This is a genomic window from Butyricimonas sp., from assembly GCF_019423355.1.
Classification (GTDB): Bacteria; Bacteroidota; Bacteroidia; order Bacteroidales; family Marinifilaceae; genus Butyricimonas; species Butyricimonas faecihominis.
On record NZ_JAHZBP010000001.1, the window covers coordinates 638,307 to 662,092 of the forward strand.

The window sequence follows — 23,786 nt, forward strand, 5'->3', positions numbered from 1 at the left end:
TATAATGAATGATATTCGAGAGAGAGCGTATTGTGTGTAAAACTGGGGATATGGAATTCATCCGGTTGAAACACTTCCTTTGACGAGGGTACTTGGTCTTGAGTTTTGATATAATTATTTATTGCTATCGTTGTTCCGATAAGGAAAAGAACGATAGCCAGGATTAATGCTCTTATCATGGCTTTCGGTTTTTGGTGAGTTTGATTTTACGGGAAATATGATGATAAGGTTACAATGCAGGCCTTTGGCGGTGTTTACTTCATCAGTTCTTTGATTTTTTGTTTTAGGGATTCACCTTTCAGGTTGATAGCGATGATTTTAGTTCGGAACCGTGATAAGGCCATAGTAAACCGTCTTCTTCAATGCTTCCAGCCACTCGGATTTGTCGCTATCCAGAGAAATACTGATGATTTCCAAGCCTTGGGAATTGAATTCATTGTAGAGGGCTATCATTTCCGGATTTGTTTCCCGGCAGATCTAGAATGAAAAGTTCTTTACGGCAACGAATGGTCGGTTTTCTTCGTAAGAATTTCCAAATTCTTTGTTAGCTTTGTGGGAATGATGAAAGATATGAAGACGGTTATAGATTTATTTGAAAGAAGTTGCGAAAAGTTTCCGGATAATCCTTATTTATGGGAAAAGATAAACGGGAAATTTGCGGCTACATCATATATGGAGGTAAAGCGAGAAGTATTGAACTTCGCGGGTGCTTTGTGTCAATTAGGAGTGGATAGGGGAGACCGGATTGCATTGTTAAGCGAAGGCTGTAATGCTTGGGTGTACTCGGAATTGGGGATGTTATACGCCGGAGGCGTGAATGTGCCGCTATCCATAAAGTTGACGGATAACGAAATTGTTTTTCGGGTGGAACACTCTCAAGCTCGTTTTTTGATCGTGTCCGCAAACTTTTTGAATCGAGTTCGGGGAATTGAAGGGCGAATTGGAGGGGTGGAAAAGATTATCGTGATACATTCAGATATAAATGAAGGTAAATACGTGTCCTTTGAGTTGTTACAACGAGAGGGGGAGATTTGGCGGGGAGAACACAAGGAGTTGATGAATGACCGGATTCATACCGTGACGGAGGATGATCTGGTAAATATTTCTTATACTTCGGGGACGACGGCGGAGCCTAAAGGAATCATGTTGTCCCACCGGAATTACGTGACGAACGTGTTGCAATCAGATTCCTTGATACAAATCCCTGCATATTATCGGATATTATTGTTTTTACCATGGGATCATAGTTTTGCCCATACGGTAGGGCTTTACTCTTTTATGTATAACGGGGCCTCGCTGGCTTCTGTCGATTACGGGCAGTCGGGAATGGAGTATTTGCGTAATATCCCGGTGAATTTGCAGGAAGTGAAACCTCATATATTATTGAGCGTACCTGCCTTGGCGAAAAATTTCCGCAAGAATATCGAGGCGGGGATCAAAGCGAAAGGACGTTTTACAGATCGGTTTTATCATCTGGGATTGAAGATTGCTTATACATATAATGGTTTCGGGGACGATCGGGGACGAGGATGGAAGGTGTTGCTGAAACCTTTGGTGAAATTATGGGATTCTCTTTTATTCTCTAAACTTCGGAAACAGGTATTTGGCGGGAACCTTCGTTTTTTCGTGGGAGGTGGAGCCTTGCTGGATATTGAATTACAGCGTTACTACGCGGCTTTGGGAATTCCGATGTTTCAAGGGTATGGTTTGTCGGAGGCCTCTCCCGTGATCAGTTCGAACACCCCCGGGCGTTATCGTTTCGGTTCTTCCGGGATATTGGTAAAGCCGATTGATTTGAAAGTTTGTGATGAGGAAGGACAGGAATTACCCCAAGGACAAAAAGGGGAGTTGTGGATAAGAGGAGGAAACGTGATGGCTGGATACTGGCGAAACGAGAAGAGTACGGCCGAGACGATCGTGGACGGTTGGCTGCATACAGGCGATTTGGGGTATTTACATCCCGATGGCTGGTTGTACGTGCTGGGACGTTTCAAATCCTTACTGATCGCGAATGACGGGGAGAAATACAGCCCGGAAGGAATCGAGGAGACCATTGCCGAACAGTCGAAATATATAGATTATTGTATATTATATAATAATCAATCCCCGTACACGGCCGGGTTGATTGTCCCGAATAAAATGGCGTTACGGGAGTATATCGAGAAACAGGATGTTGAATCGGATTCCATGGATGCTTACCGGGTTATGTTGAAAAAGATCCAGAGTGAGCTGATGGCTTACCGGGTAGGTGGGAAACACGCTCATTTATTTCCGGAAAGGTGGCTGCCTGCCGTCGTGGCCGTGTTACCGGAGGCGCTGAACGAACAGAATGGCATGATAAATTCGACCATGAAAGTCGTAAGAGCTAAAGTTTATGACCGATTTAAAGAAGAAATCGATTATCTTTACACCCCGGAAGGAAAAGAAATTACGAATAAACGTAACCTTCAGAATTTAAAGCAATTAATATCTTAAGTTGAAAGTCAGAAAGTGTCATCATTTTCAATTTTCAATTTTCAATTTTCAATTATTATGAAGCGTCGATCTACGAAACAAGTTAAGATTGGAGAAATATATATTGGATCGGAGTATCCGGTTTTGGTACAATCCATGTTAAATACCGATACGATGAATACGGAAGCTTGTGTGGAACAAGCTATACGGATTATCGAGGCGGGAGGAAAGTTGGTGAGGATTACGGCTCCCGGGATAAAGGAGGCTAAAAATCTGGAAAATATTCACGCGGAGCTACGTCGAAGAGGTTACACGACTCCGCTTTCCGCGGATATTCATTTTAACCCGGAGGCGGCGATTGAGGCTGCCAGACACGTGGAGAAAGTACGTATCAATCCGGGGAATTTTGTGGATAAACGGGCTACTTTCAAAACATTGACTTATACGGACGAGGAATATGCCGCGGAGTTAGAGCGTTTGCGTGAAAAGTTCACGGCATTTCTGGACGTGTGCCGGGAATACGGGACGGCGGTGCGGATAGGAACGAATCACGGATCTTTGTCTGACCGGATTATGAGCCGTTACGGGAACACACCTGCCGGGATGGTGGAGGCAACCATGGAATACCTGCGGGTGTGTCGGGATGAGAAATTTGATGATGTCGTGATTTCCTTGAAATCGAGTGATTGCCGGGTGATGGTTGAGGCAGTGCGTTTGCTTGTGAAGGAGATGGAGAAAGAGGGGATGGATTACCCGTTGCATCTGGGAGTGACTGAAGCCGGAGAAGGAGAGGACGGAAGAATTCGTTCTGCCGTGGGTATTGGTACTTTATTAAATGAAGGATTAGGCGATACGATCCGGGTATCCTTGACTGAGGAACCGGAACAGGAGATTCCCGTGGCGAATCTTTTAAATGAGATTTGTTGTTTACAGGATTTGAAAACGGAACCGATTCATTTGGTAGGGCGTTACTCTCATCCCGTGATTGTAGCGGATATTTCTAAGGTGGAATGTCTTGACGAGGCTGTGATGGCCGGTCTGGATTTTCACGTGGCGACAGAGAATGATCCCGTGTATGGCGATATGTTGCAAGGTGGGATGCGGGCTCCGGAGATGATCTACACGGAGGCATTAGGACCGGAGTTGACGAAATTACCGGATTCCGTGACCGTGGTGGTCCCTTTTGATAGTCTGGATATTGCCCACGTGTATAATCGTAAGGCGGTCGCCTTGATTGATGCCAAAGATTTCGTCCGGCTATCGAAACCCGTGGAGGGGGACGGTATTTTCGTGGAAATGTGCGACGAGGAAGTGATAAATACCGAGCTTGCCGGAAAGTTGGAACGGGAGAAAAATGCGATCGTGGTGTTGAATCCTGAGCGTCCTTCTAGCGCTTTGTATCGTTTGTACTTGGGAGAGTTGAAACGTTTAGGGATAATGAACCGGGTAATTGTACGGGCCATGCTTGACGAGTCGGATTCCAACAGGTTGAGTTTGTGGATGGCTGCTCATCTAGGAGGTTTATTCCTTGACAGGCTGGTTTATGGCTTGTGGTTGTCATGTCCCGGTATTCCGGATATGTTCTACGGGGTACATTTGAGTCAGGATATATTGCAATCGGCAGGAGTGCGTCGTTATAAAACAGAGTTTATCAGTTGTCCCGGATGTGGACGAACATTATATAATTTGCAGGAGTCCGTGGCGAAAGTAAAGAAAGCATTTGCTCATCTGAGTCGTTTGAAGATTGCCGTGATGGGTTGTATCGTGAACGGGCCCGGAGAAATGGGGGATGCGGACTACGGTTATGTGGGTGCCGGAAACGGGAAAGTGAATCTATTCCGGGGAAAAGAGATGGTGCGTGTGGCTGTGCCGGAGGAAGAAGCCATTGAGGCATTGAAACAATTAATAAAAGAGAACGGAGATTGGAATGACTAATACAAGAGATACCGCACCTTTAGTTTTAGGTACCGAGAAGATCGGAAAATTGTTGATGCAATACGCTATCCCGGCGATTATTGCCATGACGGCCTCTTCACTTTATAACATGGTGGATAGTATATTTATCGGTCATGGAGTGGGACCATTGGCGATTGCGGGATTGGCTATTACATTCCCGTTTATGAATCTGGCAGCGGCTTTCGGGTCGTTGGTGGGGGTAGGAGCATCGACGTTGGTTGCTATTAAATTGGGACAGAAAGACAAGGAGAGTGCTACTCATGTTTTGGGGAACGTGGTGATGCTGAACGGGATTATCGGTTTGGTATTTATGACCGTGGCATTGCTTTTCCTTGATCCGATATTGCTCTTTTTCGGGGCGAGTCCGGACACGTTACCTTATGCAAGGGAATATATGCAGGTGATTCTGGCGGGAAATCTCGTCACGCATATTTATATGGGGTTGAACGAGGTTTTAAGAGCTTCGGGTTATCCACAAAAAGCGATGGCTGCTACTTTGACGGCTGTTATTGTGAATTGTGGGTTGGATGCCTTGTTTATTTTAGGTTTCGGCTGGGGAATCCGGGGTGCAGCTTTGGCTACTATCGCAGCACAGATTATCGCTTTGGGATTTGAATTGCACCATTTTTCAAGTAAAAGGAGTTTCTTGCATTTTCAGCGTGGAATATTCGGGTTGAAACGTCAGATCGTGGGAGGGATGTTGGCCATCGGGCTATCTCCTTTCTTGATGAATCTGTGTGCTTGTTTTGTTGTGATCTTGATCAACAAGAGTTTGAAAACGTATGGAGGGGATTTGGCTATCGGGGCGTATGGTATTGTAAACAGGATCGTCTTTTTGTTTATCATGATCGTGATGGGATTTAACCAAGGAATGCAGCCTATTGCGGGGTATAATTTCGGAGCCCGGCAGTTCGACCGTTTGATTCAAGTATTGAAATATACCATCTTTTGTGGCGTGACTGTTACGACAGTCGGTTTTCTGGCGGGACAGATTTTTCCCCGGCCATTGATTTACCTTTTCACATCGGACGAAACTTTAACTAATATTGCCGTGGAAGGTCTGCGTATCGTGTTGATATTCTTTCCGGTTGTTGGTTTCCAGATGGTGACATCCAGTTTCTTCCAATCTATCGGGATGGCCAAGAAGGCGATCTTTTTGTCGTTGACACGACAGTTGCTATTTTTGATCCCGTCATTATTGGTGTTTCCATCCATTTGGGGAACGGTCGGAGTCTGGATGAGTATGCCGGTTGCGGATGCCATCGCGACGATCGTTGCGGCCTGTATGTTGAGGTGGCAACTAAAACATCTGAAAGCATGAAGAAATTTATATTATGGCGGGTTACAGGTTCAAAAAAAATCGATAGCTTTGTAGAAGAATAGATTTAAAAGATCAAAATATGGATAATAAATTTGTTATTACAATAGGCCGCCAATTCGGAAGTTGTGGTAAAGAGATCGGACAAGAGTTGGCAAAACGTTTCGGGATTACCTTCTATGACAAGGAATTAATTTCCCTCGCATCGAAAGAAAGCGGTTTGTGTCAGGAGTTTTTCGAGAAGGCGGATGAAAAGAATTCCGGAAACTTGTTACAGGCTTTTGCTGCCGGATTTACCTTCGGGCCCTTCCAGTACAATGATTTTCTTTCTAATGATAAGCTTTTTCAAATCCAGTCGGACGTGATTCGTAAGGTGGCAGGCGAACATTCCTGCGTGATCGTGGGACGTTGTGCCGATTACATCTTGCGTGACAATAAACGTTGTATCAACGTGTTTGTTCATGCAGATATAGAAGAACGCGTGAAGACCGTGATGAATCGTCAACATATATCGGAACAGGAAGCCCGTGAGTTGATTCGCAAGATGGACAAAACTCGTCCGAATTATTATAATTTCTACTCAGATAAAGAGTGGGGTGTGGCATCATCTTACCATTTGTCTGTTGACTCAGGTCTATTAGGAGTACAGAAAACAGTGGATTTTATCCAGAATTTTGTGAAAGAAGCGCTGAAAGACTGAATGATTTTTGATTTACGATTTATGATGGAAGAATAGCCAATCATAAATCGTAAATCAAGAAATACTTTAACGAGTTGGGTAGAAAAGTTCCGGTTCTTTTCTCTCATGGAAGTTCTTGAAGAGAAATTCTGAAAAAGGAGTGTTGAAAACTCTGGCTCCGTTAGGACATTCCTTCACGCAAGCACAACATTTAATACAAATTTCGGGATCGCTCACGATCTCTTCTTTTAATTCGATGGTTTCAACAGGACAGATTTCGATGCAATATTGACATTGTGTACACAATTCGTCAATGGTGATCGGGGTTGCCGGAGTTTTAGGTTTATTCTCTTTATACGGGAAATTCCCTTTCACTTCCAAAGCGGGTAATTCTTTTATATCTGCATATTGATTTAGTAGCTTTATAATATTTTTTCCGAATTCAGTGGCTATTTGTATGTCGGATACATCGGGGCGTCCGGCAGCCGTGGGGAATTCCTCCGTGCTATACGAGTGTTCCCCGATAAAGGCTCCACCGGCAACAGGGATAAAACCCAGTTGTTTCATGGTGTCCCGTAATTCAAGTAAGGCATCCTCGTAATCCCGATTTCCATAAAGAGCAACAATGATAGCCGGGGTGTTGTCTCCTTTTATTTTTTGTAGCCTTTCCAATGCCGTCGGAGCCACTCTTCCTGCATAGGTTGGAACACCGATAATTGCCAACGAATCTGTTGATATGACTTTTTGATCCGCACATGGATAGGTTAAATCAATTTCTTTATTTACTATGATATCAGTTCCTTCTGCTATTGCCGTGACAATCTTTGCAGAGGTATGAGTCGGTGAAAAATATACAGGTTGAATATTCTTTACTCGCATAATGTTCTTTGTTGCTAGATTATTGTTTTCAGCAAAGGTAAGGATTATTTAGGATATTCGATTTTTATCACTAATTTTCACGTTTTATATGTGATTTGTAAAAAAAAATAATCGTATTCTAAAAAAAAGTCGTATTTGCCTCACCCCTTTTCTATCGTTTTGGTGCTTTAGGGGAAAAGGCACTAATAGTTGAATAATGGTTTTGGAAAAAATTCAAATAGAGACATCTGAAATAGACTTGAAAGATACTCAGATTTTCAAGGCTATTTTTAATATGTTCTATCCTCGGGCCTATACTTTCACGCTAAAGTTACTCCGGGATGAGGTCATTAGTGCGGATATTACTCAAGAAGCTTTTCTCTATATGTGGGAAAAAGCATATCGTTTTCCGGATATGATGTCGTTTAAATCTTATTTATACAGTTGTCTGAAAAATAAGACGTTGAACTATATTCGGGATCACAAGGTGGAACGGAACATGGAAGAATTGAAGGATGTTTTCGTGGATGATATCTTAGTTGATCATTTGATTATCGAACATGAACTAAAGGCTAGAATATTGGAAGAGATCAACAAATTATCGGATGTGAAGCGGGATATCATGTTGTTGCGAATGGAGGGATATAGCTATGATGAGATCTCGGAAGAGTTATCCTTGAGTATTAACACGGTAAAAACGCATAAAAAGCAAGCCTATAAAGATTTGAAGCTCCATTTGTCGGATTATAACCAGTGTCTTTTGGTGTTAATCTCGTTGTTAGTCACTTGTTTTTGTTAATAGATAAAAGGTAGATATTCATGAAAAGGATACGGAAGGATATAGAAATCAGTAATTTAATTTACAAATCTCTACGGGGAGAAACCTCTAAGGATGAGGACGAGTTGTTGGAGGCGTGGTGTCTGGAGTCGAGGAATCGAAAATTATTCCTAGAGCTTCAGGAAGCGGATCATCTTTACGAGGGGATAACAGATATGTATAACGTGGATACGAATGTGCCTTTAAAAAAGGTGAATGATAAAATCAAGAAAAAGAAGCACGTGCGTGTTCTGAAATACATATCAGGAATTGCCGCCGTACTGTTGGTCGGAGTGATATTTATGCTTTCTATGGAAGACAAGACTGAACCGACAAGGCAGGTATTACTTTCTTCTGTGTCAAAAGAACAGATGGAACCTTTCGCGACGTTAGTAACAACGACGGGGAAAGTGGTTTACTTGGAAGACTCTGTAAAGCAAGAATCTTTGAAAGCGGGCAATAAAGCATCTTTGAAACAGGAGGAAAGCGGGAACGGAGAGGTGTTACCACAAGAAATTAAGCAAGAGGTAGAATATAACGTGTTGACGACCTCGAAACAGGGAAATATAAAAGTCGTCTTGTATGACGGCAGTCACGTGTGGTTGAATGCCGGAAGTGAACTGAGATACCCGAACTCTTTCGTGGAGAATCAAAGAGTGGTATACTTGAAAGGAGAAGCCTATTTTGACGTGACAAAAGACGAGTCTCATCCCTTTATCGTGAAGACAATTGCATCTGAAATCAGTGTACTGGGAACGAGTTTTAACGTGAATGCCCGTGAAAACTCATGTGTTACGACTTTAGTGGAAGGCCTCGTGCGGATGAAGCACGGGCTGCAGGATAGCGTGGAGTTACATGCGGGACAACAGGCTTGTGTGTCCGGGATCGGGAAAATTCATGTGCAGGAGGTAGATACGAGATATTACACGAGTTGGATGAATAATATGTTTGCTTTCCGGGAAACTCCATTGCGGGAGATTGCCAACGTGTTGGAGGAGTGGTATGGGTGTGAATGTCGTTTTGAGACCTCTACCTTGGAGAATATTCCTTACACGACAATGGTGGAAAGGTATTCAGATATAGATAGCGTGTTACAAATACTAGCGGGAACGGGAGATTTCCGGTACACGAGAATAGGTGATATGATCATTATAAAAGAAAAATAGGCAAAGAGCCTTCACTCCCTTTACCTATTGTTACTCATTAATTGTAATAATTAAAAGCAAATTTATGAAGAAAAAACCGATTTATTACACTTTTAGAGAGTGTATTTTTGGAAACGACAGGTTTTTGAAACGATTCCTGAGTTTGTTGTCTTTGTTTGTCATAGGCAATATAGGTGTTGTTATGGCTCAAGAAGTTCCGAAATTCACCGTGAATTTTAAAGATGCTTCTTTAACAGAGGTGTTTGATTATTTTGGAAAGAACAGTGATTACAAGTTCACGTACAACAGCGAGAACGTGAAAAACGAAACGAAAAAGATTACCGAATCTTTTAAGAATGTGACTTTGGAACAGATTCTTACAAAATGTTTAGATGGTACACGTTTTAGTTTCGAGATCGTGGATAAAAACGTGGTGATCACGCTACGAAAACAGCTGGATGTGAAGTTGATCGAGATTTCCGGTCGGGTGGTTGACGAGAACGGAAATCCCATTCCCGGAGCGACGGTGTTGATTCAAGGTACATCTCAAGGTGTAGCCACTAACATGGATGGGCGTTACACGATTAATGTGAGACCGACAGATGCTTTACGGGTTTCTTTTATTGGTTACAAAACGGCTATTGTGGAATTGAAGGGGAAAACGAAGGTAAATGTACGTTTGAATCCTGAGGAACAGAACTTAGATGAAGTACAGGTTGTGGCATTCGGTACGCAGAAAAAGGAAAGTGTGGTTTCTGCCATTACCACGATTCGGCCGATGGACTTAAAATCCTCCAGTAGTGATTTGACCTCCTCTTTTGCCGGTAAAATTGCTGGTATCATTGGTTGGCAGACAGGAGGTGCTCCCGGGGCGTTGACTGAAGAGGAGATGAACACAAAGTTTTATATCCGGGGTATCAGTTCATCCAATGGTGCGTCTGAGCCGTTGATTCTGATTGACGGGGTGGAATCTTCCCGTTTGGACTTGGCTCGTATGGTACCGGAGGATATCGAGAGTCTTTCTGTATTGAAGGACGCATCAGCCACGGCGATGTACGGGGCCAGAGGGGCGAACGGGGTGATTTTGGTGACTACGAAGAAGGGGGAGGCGGGGAGCGTATATACCTCCGTTCGTTATGAGGCGGTGGCTTCCATGCCAACTAGAGACATTGACGTGGTGGATCCAAAAACTTATATGCGGATGTACAATGAGGCGCAGACGACCCGTAATCCTTTGGCTAGTCCCGCTTATTCCTTGACCAAGATTGAGCGGACGGGTGACCCAAGATATCCTTCTTGGGTGTATCCGGCTAACGATTGGTACAAAATCATGTTCAAGGATATGTCCGTCAATCACCGCGTGGGCGTGAATGTCCGTGGTGGATCCGAGTTAATGCAATATTACGCTTCGGTCAATTACACCAACGACCAAGGTATGTTGAAAACCGACCGCTTGAACCAGTTCGATGTGAATATCAAGAACTCGACCTTGACCTCGCGCATTAATTTGAACGTGAACTTGAGCAGTGCCATCCGTATGCTGGCGAACGTATCGATCAGTGTCGATAAATACCACGGTCCGTCTTATGACGTGACACAAGCCTATTATTTGGCATTCAATGCATCACCGGTGAATTTTGCCCCGCTTTATCCGGGTGACGAAAAATATAGTTGGCCTCACCTGCGTTTCGGGAATGACGCCACGGGGAAAGCAGCAAATCCGTATGCCATGTTGCAGAAAGGATATAAGGAACGCGGACGGTATTCTGCCACGACAAAGGTGGAGTATATCCACAATCTTTCCTCTGTGTTGAAGGGGTTAGAACTTCGGGGAAGCGTGGCTCTTTCGAAGACAGGATACGAATCATCGGATTACGTGACAATCCCTTATTATTATTACATGAACCCGGAGGCCGGTGATTACGATTTTGAAAAGGGTACGCATAAGTTGACGAATGTGAATACTACTACAAAACCTCGTCGAACGTTGGAATTGGGAAGTTGGTCGGATGGATCGGATGGATCGCAGGCGCAAAGTACCACGCAATGGGTGTATAATGTCACTTTATTACACACGGCAGCTTGGGGCGGTGCAGAAGCAAATAAACACCAGACTTCACTGACTGCCGTGTTCCAAGCACAACAAGGTAGTTATGCTCCCGTTAGCAGTTTGTTCAGTGGGTTGGAACAGCGTAATTTGAGCTATTCCATGCGTGGTAGCTATGGGTTCTTAGATCGTTATTTCGTGGAGGCGAGTTTCGGGTACAACGGCTCCGAGCGGTTTACCAAGAATAACCGGATGGGTTTTTTCCCTGCAGTCGGAGTGGCATGGATTGCCAGCAAGGAGAATTTTCTTCAGGGGATTAGTAACACGCTTTCTTTCTTGAAGGTGCGAGCCTCTTGGGGTAAGGTCGGTAACGATGGGATTATATCGACTCCCCGTTTCGTGTATATGCAAGAACTAGCCCAAGGTCAGCAAGTAAAGGATCCGGAGGTAGGGAGTACTACAAATTTCACAAGAAAAATGATAAAGAACTATGGCGATCCCGATGTAAAGTGGGAGGTGTCCGAGCAGATTAATTTGGGATTGGAAACCCGTTTCTTTAAAGATAAATTAGAACTCAATGCTGATTTCTATCAAGAAATTCGCCATAATGTTATTGAGTTACGGGAGGTGATACCCGCTCATGTGGGGGTAGAGGTTTCCCCGTTGGATAATATGGGCAAAACCCGCTCGCGCGGTGTCGACCTGTCAGCGAAAATACAGCATGCCTTTAGTAATGATTGCTGGATTATCTTGAACGGTACGCTCACGTATAGTAAGGCTATTTATAAGGAATTGGAGGAAGCTGTTGACAAACCGGCTTATCAAAGAAAGACGGGATACGAACTTTCACAACAAGTAGGATACATCGCTGAAGGATTGTTTCGCGATCAACAGGAAATTGATAACTCGGCTAGTCAACCCTCGGCTGAACCCGGTGATATTCGTTACCGCGATATTAACCATGATGGCGTAATAGACGTGGAGGATGCCGTGCATATCGGTTTCCCCGAAACGCCACGATTGGTGTATGGGTTTAGCGGTTTTATCAATTATAAAAATTGGGAGTTTAATTTTTCCTTCCAAGGTTCCGGTAACCGTGGGTTCTTTATCAATGCGGAGGCCATCTCCCCGTTTGTAGGCGATCATGCCATGCTGAAGGAAATCTACGAGAGTCACTGGAGTGAAAACAATATGGCAAACCGTCCTTTTTGGCCGCGGCTTTCCACGAGTAGCATCACTGAAACTAATCCGCAGGAGGATTGGGATAGCAGTGTGGAAGAACGAAAGTCCACCTACTTCATGCGCGAGTGTAGTTTCTTGCGGTGTACCTCGCTGGAGTTGGCATATAACCTGCCGTTAGCATGGCGTAAGAAGTTACGCTTGCAAACGGTGAAGGTATTCGCCCGCGCCAATAATCCGTTCATGTTCTCTAATTTTAAAATTTGGGACGTGGAGTTGGGAGAGGATGGGTTCAATTACCCGATACAGAAAACATACGCCGTGGGCGTGAACATCAGTTTCTAAATTTAAATATATAATGTGTATGAAACGAATATATACTTTACTACTATTGCCGTTTTTCCTGCTAACAGCTTGCGACAGTTGGTTAGACGTGGTGCCGGAAGAGGATATTACGACTATCGACACGGATTTTGAGACGCGTGACAATGCCTATGCGTGGTTTAAAAGTTGCTATGTCCCTTTGAATGCTAGTAGTACATCGGTACGGGATTTGGTGGAATACACGGCTACCGACGAGGTGGTGATGTGCCAATACTTGAAAAATGCCGGGTATTTTGTTGGAGATAAGATTATTTCCGGTAAGCAAAACGTGTTTCAACCGTATGCCGATCGCTGGATTAACGGTATGAATCCCCGATCCGATTTTTATGCGGCGATTAATTTGTGTAACATTTTTATCGATAAAATCGACCAAGTGTACAACATGGAAGAGAAGGAGAAAAAAGAGTGGAAGGGAGAGGTGATTGCCGTGAAAGCCTACTACTATTTCGAGTTGGTGCGTCATTATGGTCCCATTGTTTTGGTGCCGGATTTTATGGATCCGAATCAAGATGTATCCTCGCTGAAGTTACCTCGTAGCCATGTGGATAGTTGTTTTCAAATGATTGTAAACTTGTGTGATGAGGCGGTCCGGGTGGGCATCCCCTCTTCTGCCAAGCAACAATCAACTCATTGGGGATATTTCAATAAAGAGGCGGTGATGGCATTGAAGGCGAGGGCGTTGTGTTATCAGGCATCCGATTTGTTTGCCAATAATCCGGTGTATGCCGATTTTAAGAACAAGAAAGGAGAATTGCTGTTCCCCGTGGCTGGAGATCCGGTAGCTCAAAAGGAAAAATGGCATCGTGCCGCTTTGGCTGCCGATGAGGCAATTGAGGCATGTCGTAATGCCGGAAAAATGTTGATAGACAATAGTAAGGCTACGTCTGTATTACAGACCCATATGCTTAATATAGAGAAGTCTGTGCGGGCTGCGAATTTTAGTAGTACGGAGGCGTTGCTGATGATCAGAAGGGCAAGTGACTCCGGAAGTGAGTGGTGGTATTGGGCGTTACCCCGTTTGATTTCTGATCCCATAGGAGGTATCCCCGGAACTCAACTGGCCCCAAGTATGAAAATGGTCGAAATGTTCTACACGGAGAACGGTCTGCCGTTGGGTGAGGATCGTGCTTATAGCGGAAACATCTATGGTATGACCCAAGAGAAAGATCCGAAGTATTCAGAGGTGGTGGCGTTGAACGAGGATATTCTGGTGTTACATACCAAACGCGAACCTCGTTTCTATGCTAGTATTGGAGCCGATCGTTGCTATTGGCGGATTGGCCGATCTTCAAGCGGTAATTTTAAAGTGGAGGCCCAGCAAGGAGAGGAATTCGGGTTGAGAGCCAAACGTATCACGGGTACGGCACCTGAGAACCTCACTGGCTACTGGTTGAAAAAAGGCACTTGTTCGGAGGCGGAATTGTTTAATTACAGCAGTACGGTTGCCGGTTTTGGTGAAAATCCCATGATCTTGATTCGTATGGCGGAGCTTTACTTGATTTCCGCTGAGGCATGGAACGAGTACCTCGATGCTCCGGATGAGGAACACGTGTATAAATCACTCAACGTGGTGCGTAAACGTGCCGGGATACCGGATGTGGAAGTTTCGTGGGCTGGAGCGAGGAATCGTAATAACGTGAAAACTAAGGCCGGGATGCGCGAGATCATCCGTCAGGAGTGGAATATCGAGTATATGTTTGAGGGAATGCGTTTTTGGAATTTACGCCGTTGGAAAATTGCGGAAAAGGAATTGAATGATAAGCTTTTCGGTTGGAAAGTGGCGGCTAGTGATCAAAAAGCTTTTTATAACAATGGAAACGGTCCGGTCGTGGTGGAAAGCAATCGCGAGTTTGTCGCTCCGCGGGATTATTTTTGGCCTATCAAGAGTGAGGAGACTTTGATCTCGGGTATCGTGCAAAATCTAGGTTGGTAATGATGAATGAATTAATAATGAATGACTATGAAATGTAAATTATTGATAGCGATGTTCGTGGCAGGCGTCTTTGCTGCCTGCTCGGACGATGACAAGATCGGGTTTGACCTGCCCGTGGATGTTTCGCAAGAGGCGATTCGTTTCACCCCGGCTCCCGGAGGTGCGGTGATGCACTATTCGCTGCCGGAGGATAAGGAGGTGTTTGGTATTCGGGTGCGTTATAATAGTGTGTGGGGAGAAACGGTTGTGAAGGATGGTAGTTATTTAAATGATTCGCTTTTGTTGGATGGTTTCACGGAAATGCAACCGGCTGTGGCGGCACAGGTTTCTTATTTCAACCGGGCGATGGTGGAAACGGAACCTGTGGAGGTAACCTTTGCCACGGAAAAGTCCGCAACAGTGGCGTTGTTTGATGATATCAAGGTAAATTCGTTCTGGGGCGGTTTCAGCGTGGTGTATGATGCTCCCGAGACGGTGAACGGCTTGATTCACGTGTTTTATATTGGTGAGAATCCCAAGACGCACGAACCGGATTCGATATTGATGGCGAGTTTGGCGATTGTCGAGGGGGGAGATACAATCAATATTCCGATACAACAACGGATGGATGCTGTTGATGTAGTGGTGCGAACAGATGATTTTAAAGGTAGGCGGGTGAAGCAGGAAGTGGTGAAAGGTGTGGTTGTCCTCACGCAGGATACTTTGATGCGAGATAAGTTTGATTTCCGCTACACGGGTCAAGCGGTGGAAGACGATACCTATAAATTGGGAGTAGAGTACCTTTTCGATGGAGACAAAAAAGGTAAAAAGGCATTCTTGGCACGTCAGGATAACCGGAAGTACGAGTACTACACCTTCCTGACTGATGGTGGAACTTTCGATGAAAAATTTGTCATTGATTTGAAAGAGGAAAAAGTACCGGCAGCAATTAATTTGTACGCTTTTGTTTGTATGGGGAAAGACAATTATTATTATACCTCATCGGATGCGAATTTGAGTAAATGGTGGTCTAAAAGTGGGGAAAATTACAAAACTCGTCTCCCGAGTGTGGTGAAAGTGTATGGTACGAACGATGCTTCGTTACTGAATGCAGATAATGAGGTCGTGAAGAGTTCTGCGGTTCTTTTAGCATCGCATGCGGAAGATAAAGATATATGTGCTCTGACTGCACCTTTATTTGTGGATGACTTTGATTTTGAGGCAGCGGTTACGAAAGAATTTAAGGGTACTTGGGTTTATAGATCGGATGTGTACGGTAATTATGCGTATGATGAATTTGGGGCTATGACCACGTTGTTAGATTTGGGAGAAGCGAGGTTTGATGAAGAAGAACCGGTTTGTTTGAATCTGCAATTCAATTACACGGGAGCAACCTACCGTTATTTGATCATGATTATTGAAGATACGTTTGCCGGGTTTAATTTTATTAAACGAAACTTTAATGAAGGGCAATACGTGACATTGAATGAATTGGAGGTATGTGTGAAAGCGGAGTCAAATCAATAAACAGATAAGAAGATGATGAAAAGAAAATTATTATATGGAATTGGATTACTCTCGATGTGCTTCACGATGAGTTGCGAGGATTTGGAAGACACCTACGACGAGTGGAGTGGTGATGGCATGGTGCGTTACGTGGGTAAGGCAGGGGACGTGGAAGTCGCACCGGGTTGGGAACGCCTGCGCGTGACGTGGAAGAACGGTAATGATGCAAATGTCAAGTACACGAAAGTGACTTGGCAATCGGATAAGGAAAGCGGGCTGAAGGAAAAATATGTTCCTTTGCAAAAGGACAAGGCATCAGACACATTGTGGATAGAGAATTTGGATAATGCACTTTACACTATACGAGTGAGTAATCTGACTGCGGACAGTACCGAGTCGTTTACGCGGGAGGTTTACGGATTACCTTACACGAGTGAGCATGAAAATTTGAGCGTGATTTCTCGCGGTATTATCAATTTTTATCCGTTAGGGAATCGAATGGCCGTGACGTTGGACGAGAAGAACGATTATTTGAAAGAAGTGATGTTGCATTACATCGGTACTGATGGGAACAAACACGAATGGAATATTCTTGAGAACATGAGTGACACATTGGAAGTTGATCAGTGGGGAACGATGATACAGTTGGTGGGAAATATGTTTTTGTTACCCGAGGAGGGCGTCAGTTGGGGAATTAACTTTAACGAACCATTGACAATTACCCGAAAGGGCAGGGTTGCGGAATGTTTGGATGAGATCCCTTTCACGGAGGTTACATTGGAGAAGGGCGAACGGGTGTGGTCCACTCATTTTACCTTGTGGATGAACCAACTCTATGGGCCGGATTGGGAGAGTCGGGTGAATACAATCGAGGAAATCGATTTGGATTATGATTTGGCGACGTTCGAAGACTTGTTTTATTTGCCGGCGTTGAAGCAGGTGAATCTCGGAAAGAACCGGTATTTGTGTGAAGCATTGGATATGTGGGGGATGAAAGGGGTGGAAAAAGATTACGTGAGCCTCACGGACGAGTATAAGGCGTTGATGACCCTGCAATATTTGAAGACAACCCGGGGCGTGGAAACAAATGTGTATAATGGAATGTATTTTTCCGGTAAATTGGGAGATCCTGATTTAGGGGAAATGTCTTATACTAAATTTTTACAGCAGTTAGGAAAGATTGATGCTGATTTGTTAAATCATTACACGGTTGCCGACCAAACACAACCGGGGATTGTCCCCTTGGCGTGGGAAGACTGGGCGTTGATGTGCTCCGATACCACGTATAGCGGGAACAATAATACCGGTAGCATGGGATGGTTACTTGATGATGACAGTAAGAAATGTTTCTCTCCGGGAAAGCGTTTTGAAATTAAAACGTACGAGTTGACGTTCGATATGAAGACTCCGCAAATGGTGCATGGTTTCAAGTTTGTACAAGCTCACCCCGATGCTATTACAGAAGATTACAAAAAAGTATTGGGTTACTTGATTTCGGCCGTTAAGATCGAGGTGTCGAATGATGCCGTTTCGTGGACGAATGCGACGTATGTGGATGGCTATATCACCGTGGGCAATAATGCTGGTGAGGCAACTTATATCACGATCCCGGAGGAATTGAGGCAAGAGGTGCGGTACATACGTTTATCAATGGCGAATAACAAGGTGGACGAAATGGACGGAGTTGCGACGTACAGTCTTAAATTAGGGGATTTTATTCCTTATACCGAACCGTAATCAACACGTGAAGATCCTCCCGTTGGGAACCGCGGAGTTGTCGCGGGAGGATTTTTATAAACAAACGTAGTATGAGAAGAATAGTTTTTATTTTGTGCCTCCTGTGGGGGGCATGCGTGGCTGCGTATGCCCAAGACGGTTTTAAAATCACGGGCAAGTTGGGAGGGAATCTTGGTGGCAAATTGGTGTTGGTGGGAAATGGAGCCGAGGGGGCTGTGTCTTTGGGTGAAACTGTCATGATCGATGGTGATTTTGAATTCACGGGAAAGGTGGATGGTATGATCTTGGCTTATATCTTGACCGAAGAGCGGCAACCGGTGGCAACCTTGATGTTGGAGAATTTGGAGTATTTGTTAGTGGCGGGTGAGAATGGCATCGAGGTGCAGGGTGGTGGCGATTCGCAGAAAGTATTGAACGAGTTTGAAGCCGTGAACCGGCGGATTACCCGGGAGAAAATGCTCGTGGAACAGCAAATGAAAGCGGCTTACGCCCAGCAGAACCAGATGCAATTACAGGCGTTGCAGCAGCAATTTTCGAGAGTGATGCAGGAGGCGGGGGAAAAGCAGGCGGAGTTGCTTAAAACCTACAAAGATTCTCCCGTGTCGGCATTTATCGTTGCCTCGGGAATGGGGCAGATGGATTATGTTTCCCTGCAAACCGTGTTCGACGAATTGGGCGAGCCTGCTAGGAATAGTCTGTTCGGGCAGATGATTGTACAATGTTTGGCAGCAATGAAGGACGTAGAAATTGGTGCCATCGCGCCGAATTTTAAAGGGAGCATGGTGAATAATGATACGCTATCCCTGTACGGGGTGAAAGCAAAATTGAAGTTGGTGGACTTTTGGGCTTCGTGGTGTGCTCCTTGTCGGCAAGAAATGCCGAACGTGTGCAAGGTGTACAAGAAGTATCATGACAAGGGATTGGAAATCATCGGTGTGTCGTTGGATTCCAAAGTCCCGGATTGGCAGCAAGCCATGGTGGTGGAGAAAATGAAGTGGTTGAATATTTTGGATGTGCGGCAGCAAATCGCTACCCGCTACTTTGTCAGGGGTATTCCCCATACCTTGTTGCTCGACGAGAATAACCGCATTATCGCCAAAAATTTACGGGGCAAGGCCTTGGAGAAGAAAATTGCCGAGTTACTAGGGGATAAATGAAATGTATTAAGAAATAGTAAGATATGAAAAATTGTGCATTTGTTTTACTGTTTATTATTTTCTGCTGGGGGTGTTCGAATATGGAAGTAGGCGTAGAGGGGGATGTGTTTTCTGCTACGGGAATGAATCTGCCTATTGAAGATCTAACGGTTGAAGATATTCTTTTGGAAGGAGCACCTGAAGAACTTGTGCGTGCAACGAAGAAGGTATTGGGCAGTAGGATGGGAAAAATATTACTTCGTGAACTTAAAAATCGATATCCTAATGGTCCTTTTATTCGTTTCCATTTTTTTGGGAAAATAGATGAAGATGGAGAGATCGTGGATGAAGCTGGAGAAATGAGGTATTATGGAATGGGAGTAATCGGTTATAATCGTAATGCTTTGAGACTTAAGACTAATGAAGAACTATTGTTTCATGAATTTTTCCACGTTTTTCAGACGGGTGATTTAAAGCCCCAAAAAAGTAGGAATAATGAATTAGAGGCTTATTTAGCCCAGTATATATACGGAGAAAGCAAACAAACGACTATTGTTAATACCGAATTCACCATAGCGTTAGGAGTACTTGCTAACGATCTTCGTAAAAATTCCTTGACCGAGAAAGAAATGGATTTATTTTATCAGAATTATAATGCAGCATTAATTCTTCTTGAGATAATGCCGGAGTATAGTGGTGAAGGATGGTATTCTATTAGACTAAATAAGGGGGAAAATCCGTTTCCTAATCTTATGAAATTGATGAAATCATAATAATATAAAGAACAGACCATGAAAAAAATTACACTATTATTTATAGCCTTGTTTGTCGTGAATACCTTGTTTTCACAAATATTGTACGAGGAGGGCATCGTGAAAGGTAAGAATGTGACGTATCGAGTATCACGGGGAAAAGAAAGATTCAAAAAACTATTTACATACATACAAAACGTGAATAACCCGGACACCACGTATAAAGAGGTTCCCGAAAGAGATGTAATACCCGCTCAAATGCTAGATCTTGAGGCTCAGTTGTCTGTAATACTACATGATTTTTTTTCTGCGGAAGAATTGAAAGAGTGCCGATCTGTGATTGCAGGAATAACTTTGCGATTGGATGCCCCAAAAAGGAAATTGTTGCAAGTGACTAATTTTTTCTATTTAAGTGCCACAAATTCATTTTGGGGAAATCTTTCACCGGATAGGTTGTACGAGCTGGAGCAACTTATCATGAAAAAATTGGAATTGCCGTATAAATTGCAGGAAACTTATATTAAAGATGATTTTCTTGTTGGTTTTTTTATTAAAGATATTAAAGAAGCAAAAAAATGCAGAAAAAGAGCAATGGAAACTTGGAAAAAAGAGGATATCGAAGTTCGAGATGTCACCGAGGAGTGGAATGCAAGATGGATGAAAAAGAAAAAATACAAGGAAGTGTTGTTATAGGTTCGTGTGGCGGCGGTTGATGCCCGTGCAGTGACATTGATTTTTGAAGGTATCGATGACAAGGTGTCGTTGTTGTTGGAAAACGCTGAGTGCTCGTATTGGTGATTTTGATCGATTGGACAAGATTGAAAACGAAGTATTTAAAAAGAAATGATATGAAATGGATGATAATACTAATATTGCTTGTGCTAGTGGAAATGACGATGGGGCAGACGAAAGATTCTTGGAAGGGGCGTGGAAATACAGACCGTAAGATTGATGGATTGGAGATAGAGAGGAGGGAAGCGATGGGTTTTGGGGTGGTTCATATCAATGGAGAAAAGATGGAGCCCGTGCATTTTTCCAAGCTATATACTTTGTGGGAGACTGATAAAGAAAAAGTGGAACGGAGAAGGGCAGAACTCGTCGCGAAAGTGTTTCCTGCCGGGGTGCTCAATCGCTTGAGGAAGATAGAGGGGCAGGAGGGCAATCCTTTAGCAACGATTTTTGTGAATGCGGAAGCCAAACGGAATGGGCGTATCAAAAGTTACAGTATTACCATTGGCGAGGCTCTGTTCAATGCGTTGAGCGATGATGAAATCCGTGAGTTTTATGTTGCCGTCGGTCGAGAATGGAAAAAGCTTGCGAAGGATGAGTACAATTTCCCCTGCCGTCGTGATTGGTTTCATGAATGGAAAGACTGCGATGGACTTTATGCTTCGCTCTTTCTGTTGGACCTGTATCAGCGCGATACGACGGAAGAAAAACCGTACGGCTTGATTCTAGAGGACGATGGGCGTGGTGACGAGGAGCCAGAAGTGCTGGAGCGTGAAGTGGAGGGATTGGAGTTAAAACAGAAACATGATCGGATATTTGTGAGGAGCAAAGAAACAAATGCTGCAGCCAAGACGCATTTGCCTTCGCTTCCCGTGAAAAACTGGAAAAAATTGGAGCGGTGGATGACGGAAATCGTCGGGCGGGCGTTCCCCGCAGATGTGCTTGTTCGCTTGCAAAAGTTGGCTGAGCAGGAAGAACGTCCTCTTTCCGTGTATGCTTACGCGGAAGCAGAACGGGATGGCGGTAGCTTGGAGGATTACACGCTTGCCCTATCGCGGGAGATTTTCGATGTGCTGAGCGACGATGAACTGCGCGAACTTTATGTCACCGTCGGTCGGGAGCGGATACGCCCCAAACTATATAAGTTCGATTTAAGCGATTACTATGAGAATGACAAGAGTCTGAAATCCATACAGCGCGGCGTCGTTGCCCTACCCCTGCTTCAGTTGAATTTGAAGATGAAGCTATCCGTGGTAGCTCCTTGAAATTGGAATGTTCGGATAATTTAGGAATAAGAGATTGTGTAATATATAAATTGATTATGATGAATAAGATGATGTTATTATTGTTATCCGGGATACTGTTTGGTGGCACTTGTCTAGCGCAGGGCGGCTATATGGTATCCGGGAAAGTACGGGGACTAGCAGTTGCGAGAGTACACGCAGTGGCGGCTGATTTCGGGACGGCGGACACGCTGGCATCGGCTGAGGTTGTGAATGGTAGCTTTATGTTCAGAGGAGTATTGCCGGGGGATGCTCGTGCCGTGATCTTGGTTTTTCCCGGGGTGGACGGTCGAGTCCCGTTGTTGTTAGAGAACGACGTGAATTACCAGATTTCTGTCACGGCTCAAGGGGCGGCTATCGAGGGAGAAGGACCTGCGGTACAACTATTGAAAGAGTTTGAACGTATCGGCCATGATTATGCCGTGGAGAAGAATAAAGTAGAGGCCGAGTACAAGGCCTTGGAAGGCGGGGGCAATCCAGCGAAAGTGGAAAGTCTGCAACTCCGTCTTGATAATGCTTACAAGCAATCGGTGCTTAAAACACAGGAATTGATCAAGGCTAATGCTGACAATTATGTCTCGGCTTACATCATCGCCTTGAATATGGCAGCAGATGATGAAACCACGCTTCGTACTAAATATGAATTATTGGGGACATCGGCTCGGGCTACGGTTCCCGGCAAAGCCATAGCGGCCATGCTGGATCGGTATGGCAAGTTGATCGAGGGTGAAGTCGCTCCCAATTTTACCTTGATGAAGCCTGATGGCAACACGTTTACCTTACACGGTTTGCCCGCTAAATGGAAGGTTATACATTTTTGGGCTGCACAACAAGGTAGTTCCCGGCAGGATAATTCTGATTTGGTTAAGTTTTACCTGCAATATCGCCCGAAAGGTCTTGAAATTGTCAGTGTGGCACTGGATGAGAGTGCTGCCATGTGGAAACAGGCTATCGGGCTTGACGGGATGATTTGGACCAATGGTTCCGACCTTAAAGGAATGGATTCTGAGATTGTCCGTCTCTATCTGGTACGAGATCTCCCGGCTTATTTCCTGCTGGATGCCGAGAATCGTATCGTTGCCCGTGATCTCTCGTTTCCAGAACTTCGTGCTAAAATGGCAGAATTGACGAAGAAGAAAAAGAAGAAATAAAGTGCTTTTTATTTTCAGGTGCGTGCGAAAGGGGGAGTTGAAAAAAATATTGACTCCCTCTTATTTTTAATATTCTCGATCACTTTACGTGAATACCCGTAGATTACAGGATGAAGACAGCAATCAATCACGGTACATCTTCGGTTCACCTTCGGTACAAGGTCGCTCGTGGGCGTTCGTTCGGCGGGTAAGAATCGTCAGGGTCACGTTGTTATTCCCGTTGTTTTCCCGTTGAAAACAGGGGGAAGACAGGGATTAAAGACGTATCAAATTCGAATCAAAGACGTTTCAAAGACGTTCACGGGTGTCCCTGAAAGGTGCTTGCCGGGCGAGAGCGTGGTCCCTTTTCCCGGTCTTGCCGCCTTCCCCTCCCTTTTCCCGGTGGTCTTTCCCGTTTTCCCGGTAAAAATTTTTCTCCCTAACGTTTTGCCAGTCACGGTATTGGTCGGGGGCTTGAAAAAAAGATGAAAAATAATGGTGAAAAAATTTGGAAAAGGGGGAATCATTGCCTTATCTTTGCACCCGCTTTCGAGAGAGAGGGCACGAGGGAAAGAGGTTAAACGGGGGGCGAGAAAAAAAAGTTTGAAAAAAAGCTTGAAAAAATTTGGAGAGTGAAAAACAAGCCTTACCTTTGCAGCCGCTTTCAGAACGAAGGCTTGGGGGATCGGGAGAAGGGGAGATAAAAATAGAAAAGAAGAGTTCTTTAAGATATTGAAATGAACAAAACGTAGCGAGCGTGAATC

Annotated in this window: 17 protein-coding genes; 15 read left to right on the forward strand and 2 right to left on the reverse strand. The window is 44.4% G+C overall.

The features are described 5' to 3' along the window. Positions 1–318: 318 nt before the first annotated feature. Positions 319–453, reverse strand: a complete 135-nt coding sequence (locus QVC79_RS02635; protein ID WP_124317696.1) for a peroxiredoxin family protein — start codon at positions 451–453, stop codon at positions 319–321. A 117-nt stretch (positions 454–570) separates the two neighbouring features. On the opposite strand from QVC79_RS02635, the gene QVC79_RS02640 reads away from it, so the two are divergent. From QVC79_RS02640 to QVC79_RS02655, 4 genes are all read left to right on the forward strand, one after another. Then, positions 571–2,475, forward strand: coding sequence for an AMP-dependent synthetase/ligase (locus QVC79_RS02640; RefSeq protein WP_416336086.1), 1,905 nt, complete (start codon positions 571–573; stop codon positions 2,473–2,475). 57 nt (positions 2,476–2,532) lie between these two features. Further along, positions 2,533–4,389 carry a (E)-4-hydroxy-3-methylbut-2-enyl-diphosphate synthase gene (ispG, locus tag QVC79_RS02645; protein WP_270595374.1) on the forward strand — a complete coding sequence of 619 codons (1,857 nt, stop codon included), beginning with the start codon at positions 2,533–2,535 and terminating at the stop codon, positions 4,387–4,389. Beyond that, positions 4,382–5,731, forward strand: a complete 1,350-nt coding sequence (locus QVC79_RS02650) for an MATE family efflux transporter (protein WP_270595375.1) — start codon at positions 4,382–4,384, stop codon at positions 5,729–5,731. Before ispG ends, QVC79_RS02650 begins: the two co-directional genes overlap by 8 nt. Positions 5,732–5,810: 79 nt before the next feature. After that, the gene (locus QVC79_RS02655; protein WP_270595376.1) at positions 5,811–6,428 is read left to right on the forward strand and encodes a cytidylate kinase-like family protein; all 618 of its coding nucleotides are present in this window, start codon (positions 5,811–5,813) and stop codon (positions 6,426–6,428) included. 66 nt (positions 6,429–6,494) lie between these two features. Here QVC79_RS02655 and QVC79_RS02660 read toward each other — a convergent pair whose 3' ends face one another. After that, positions 6,495–7,286, reverse strand: coding sequence for a 4Fe-4S binding protein (locus QVC79_RS02660; protein WP_270595377.1), 792 nt, complete (start codon positions 7,284–7,286; stop codon positions 6,495–6,497). A gap of 196 nt (positions 7,287–7,482) precedes the next feature. Here QVC79_RS02660 and QVC79_RS02665 point away from each other — a divergent pair, with 196 nt between their 5' ends. The 11 genes from QVC79_RS02665 to QVC79_RS02715 all read left to right on the forward strand — a co-directional run bounded on the left by QVC79_RS02665 (position 7,483) and on the right by QVC79_RS02715 (position 23,043). Continuing rightward, positions 7,483–8,064 carry a sigma-70 family RNA polymerase sigma factor gene (locus QVC79_RS02665; protein WP_124316482.1) on the forward strand — a complete coding sequence of 194 codons (582 nt, stop codon included), beginning with the start codon at positions 7,483–7,485 and terminating at the stop codon, positions 8,062–8,064. A 20-nt stretch (positions 8,065–8,084) separates the two neighbouring features. After that, entirely contained in the window at positions 8,085–9,248 is a 1,164-nt protein-coding gene (locus QVC79_RS02670; RefSeq protein WP_270595378.1) for a FecR family protein, read from the forward strand. Positions 9,249–9,312: 64 nt separating this feature from the next. Then, entirely contained in the window at positions 9,313–12,798 is a 3,486-nt protein-coding gene (locus QVC79_RS02675) for a TonB-dependent receptor (RefSeq protein ID WP_270595379.1), read from the forward strand. Between the two features lie 19 nt (positions 12,799–12,817). Further along, positions 12,818–14,770 carry a RagB/SusD family nutrient uptake outer membrane protein gene (locus tag QVC79_RS02680; RefSeq protein WP_270595381.1) on the forward strand — a complete coding sequence of 651 codons (1,953 nt, stop codon included), beginning with the start codon at positions 12,818–12,820 and terminating at the stop codon, positions 14,768–14,770. 27 nt (positions 14,771–14,797) lie between these two features. Next, positions 14,798–16,276, forward strand: a complete 1,479-nt coding sequence (locus tag QVC79_RS02685; RefSeq protein ID WP_270595382.1) for a DUF4959 domain-containing protein — start codon at positions 14,798–14,800, stop codon at positions 16,274–16,276. A gap of 12 nt (positions 16,277–16,288) precedes the next feature. Beyond that, the gene (locus QVC79_RS02690) at positions 16,289–17,992 is read left to right on the forward strand and encodes a DUF4998 domain-containing protein (RefSeq protein WP_270595383.1); all 1,704 of its coding nucleotides are present in this window, start codon (positions 16,289–16,291) and stop codon (positions 17,990–17,992) included. Between the two features lie 71 nt (positions 17,993–18,063). After that, positions 18,064–19,149, forward strand: coding sequence for a TlpA disulfide reductase family protein (locus QVC79_RS02695; protein WP_270595384.1), 1,086 nt, complete (start codon positions 18,064–18,066; stop codon positions 19,147–19,149). Between the two features lie 23 nt (positions 19,150–19,172). Beyond that, entirely contained in the window at positions 19,173–19,901 is a 729-nt protein-coding gene (locus QVC79_RS02700) for a hypothetical protein (protein WP_270595385.1), read from the forward strand. Positions 19,902–19,919: 18 nt separating this feature from the next. Then, positions 19,920–20,573: a hypothetical protein gene (locus QVC79_RS02705; protein WP_151412229.1), complete on the forward strand. Its 654-nt coding sequence runs from the start codon at positions 19,920–19,922 to the stop codon at positions 20,571–20,573. A 155-nt stretch (positions 20,574–20,728) separates the two neighbouring features. Then, entirely contained in the window at positions 20,729–21,874 is a 1,146-nt protein-coding gene (locus tag QVC79_RS02710; RefSeq protein WP_270595386.1) for a hypothetical protein, read from the forward strand. A 56-nt stretch (positions 21,875–21,930) separates the two neighbouring features. After that, a complete protein-coding gene (locus QVC79_RS02715) occupies positions 21,931–23,043 on the forward strand; it encodes a TlpA disulfide reductase family protein (RefSeq protein ID WP_287642435.1) in 1,113 nt (370 codons plus the stop codon). Positions 23,044–23,786 lie beyond the last annotated feature (743 nt).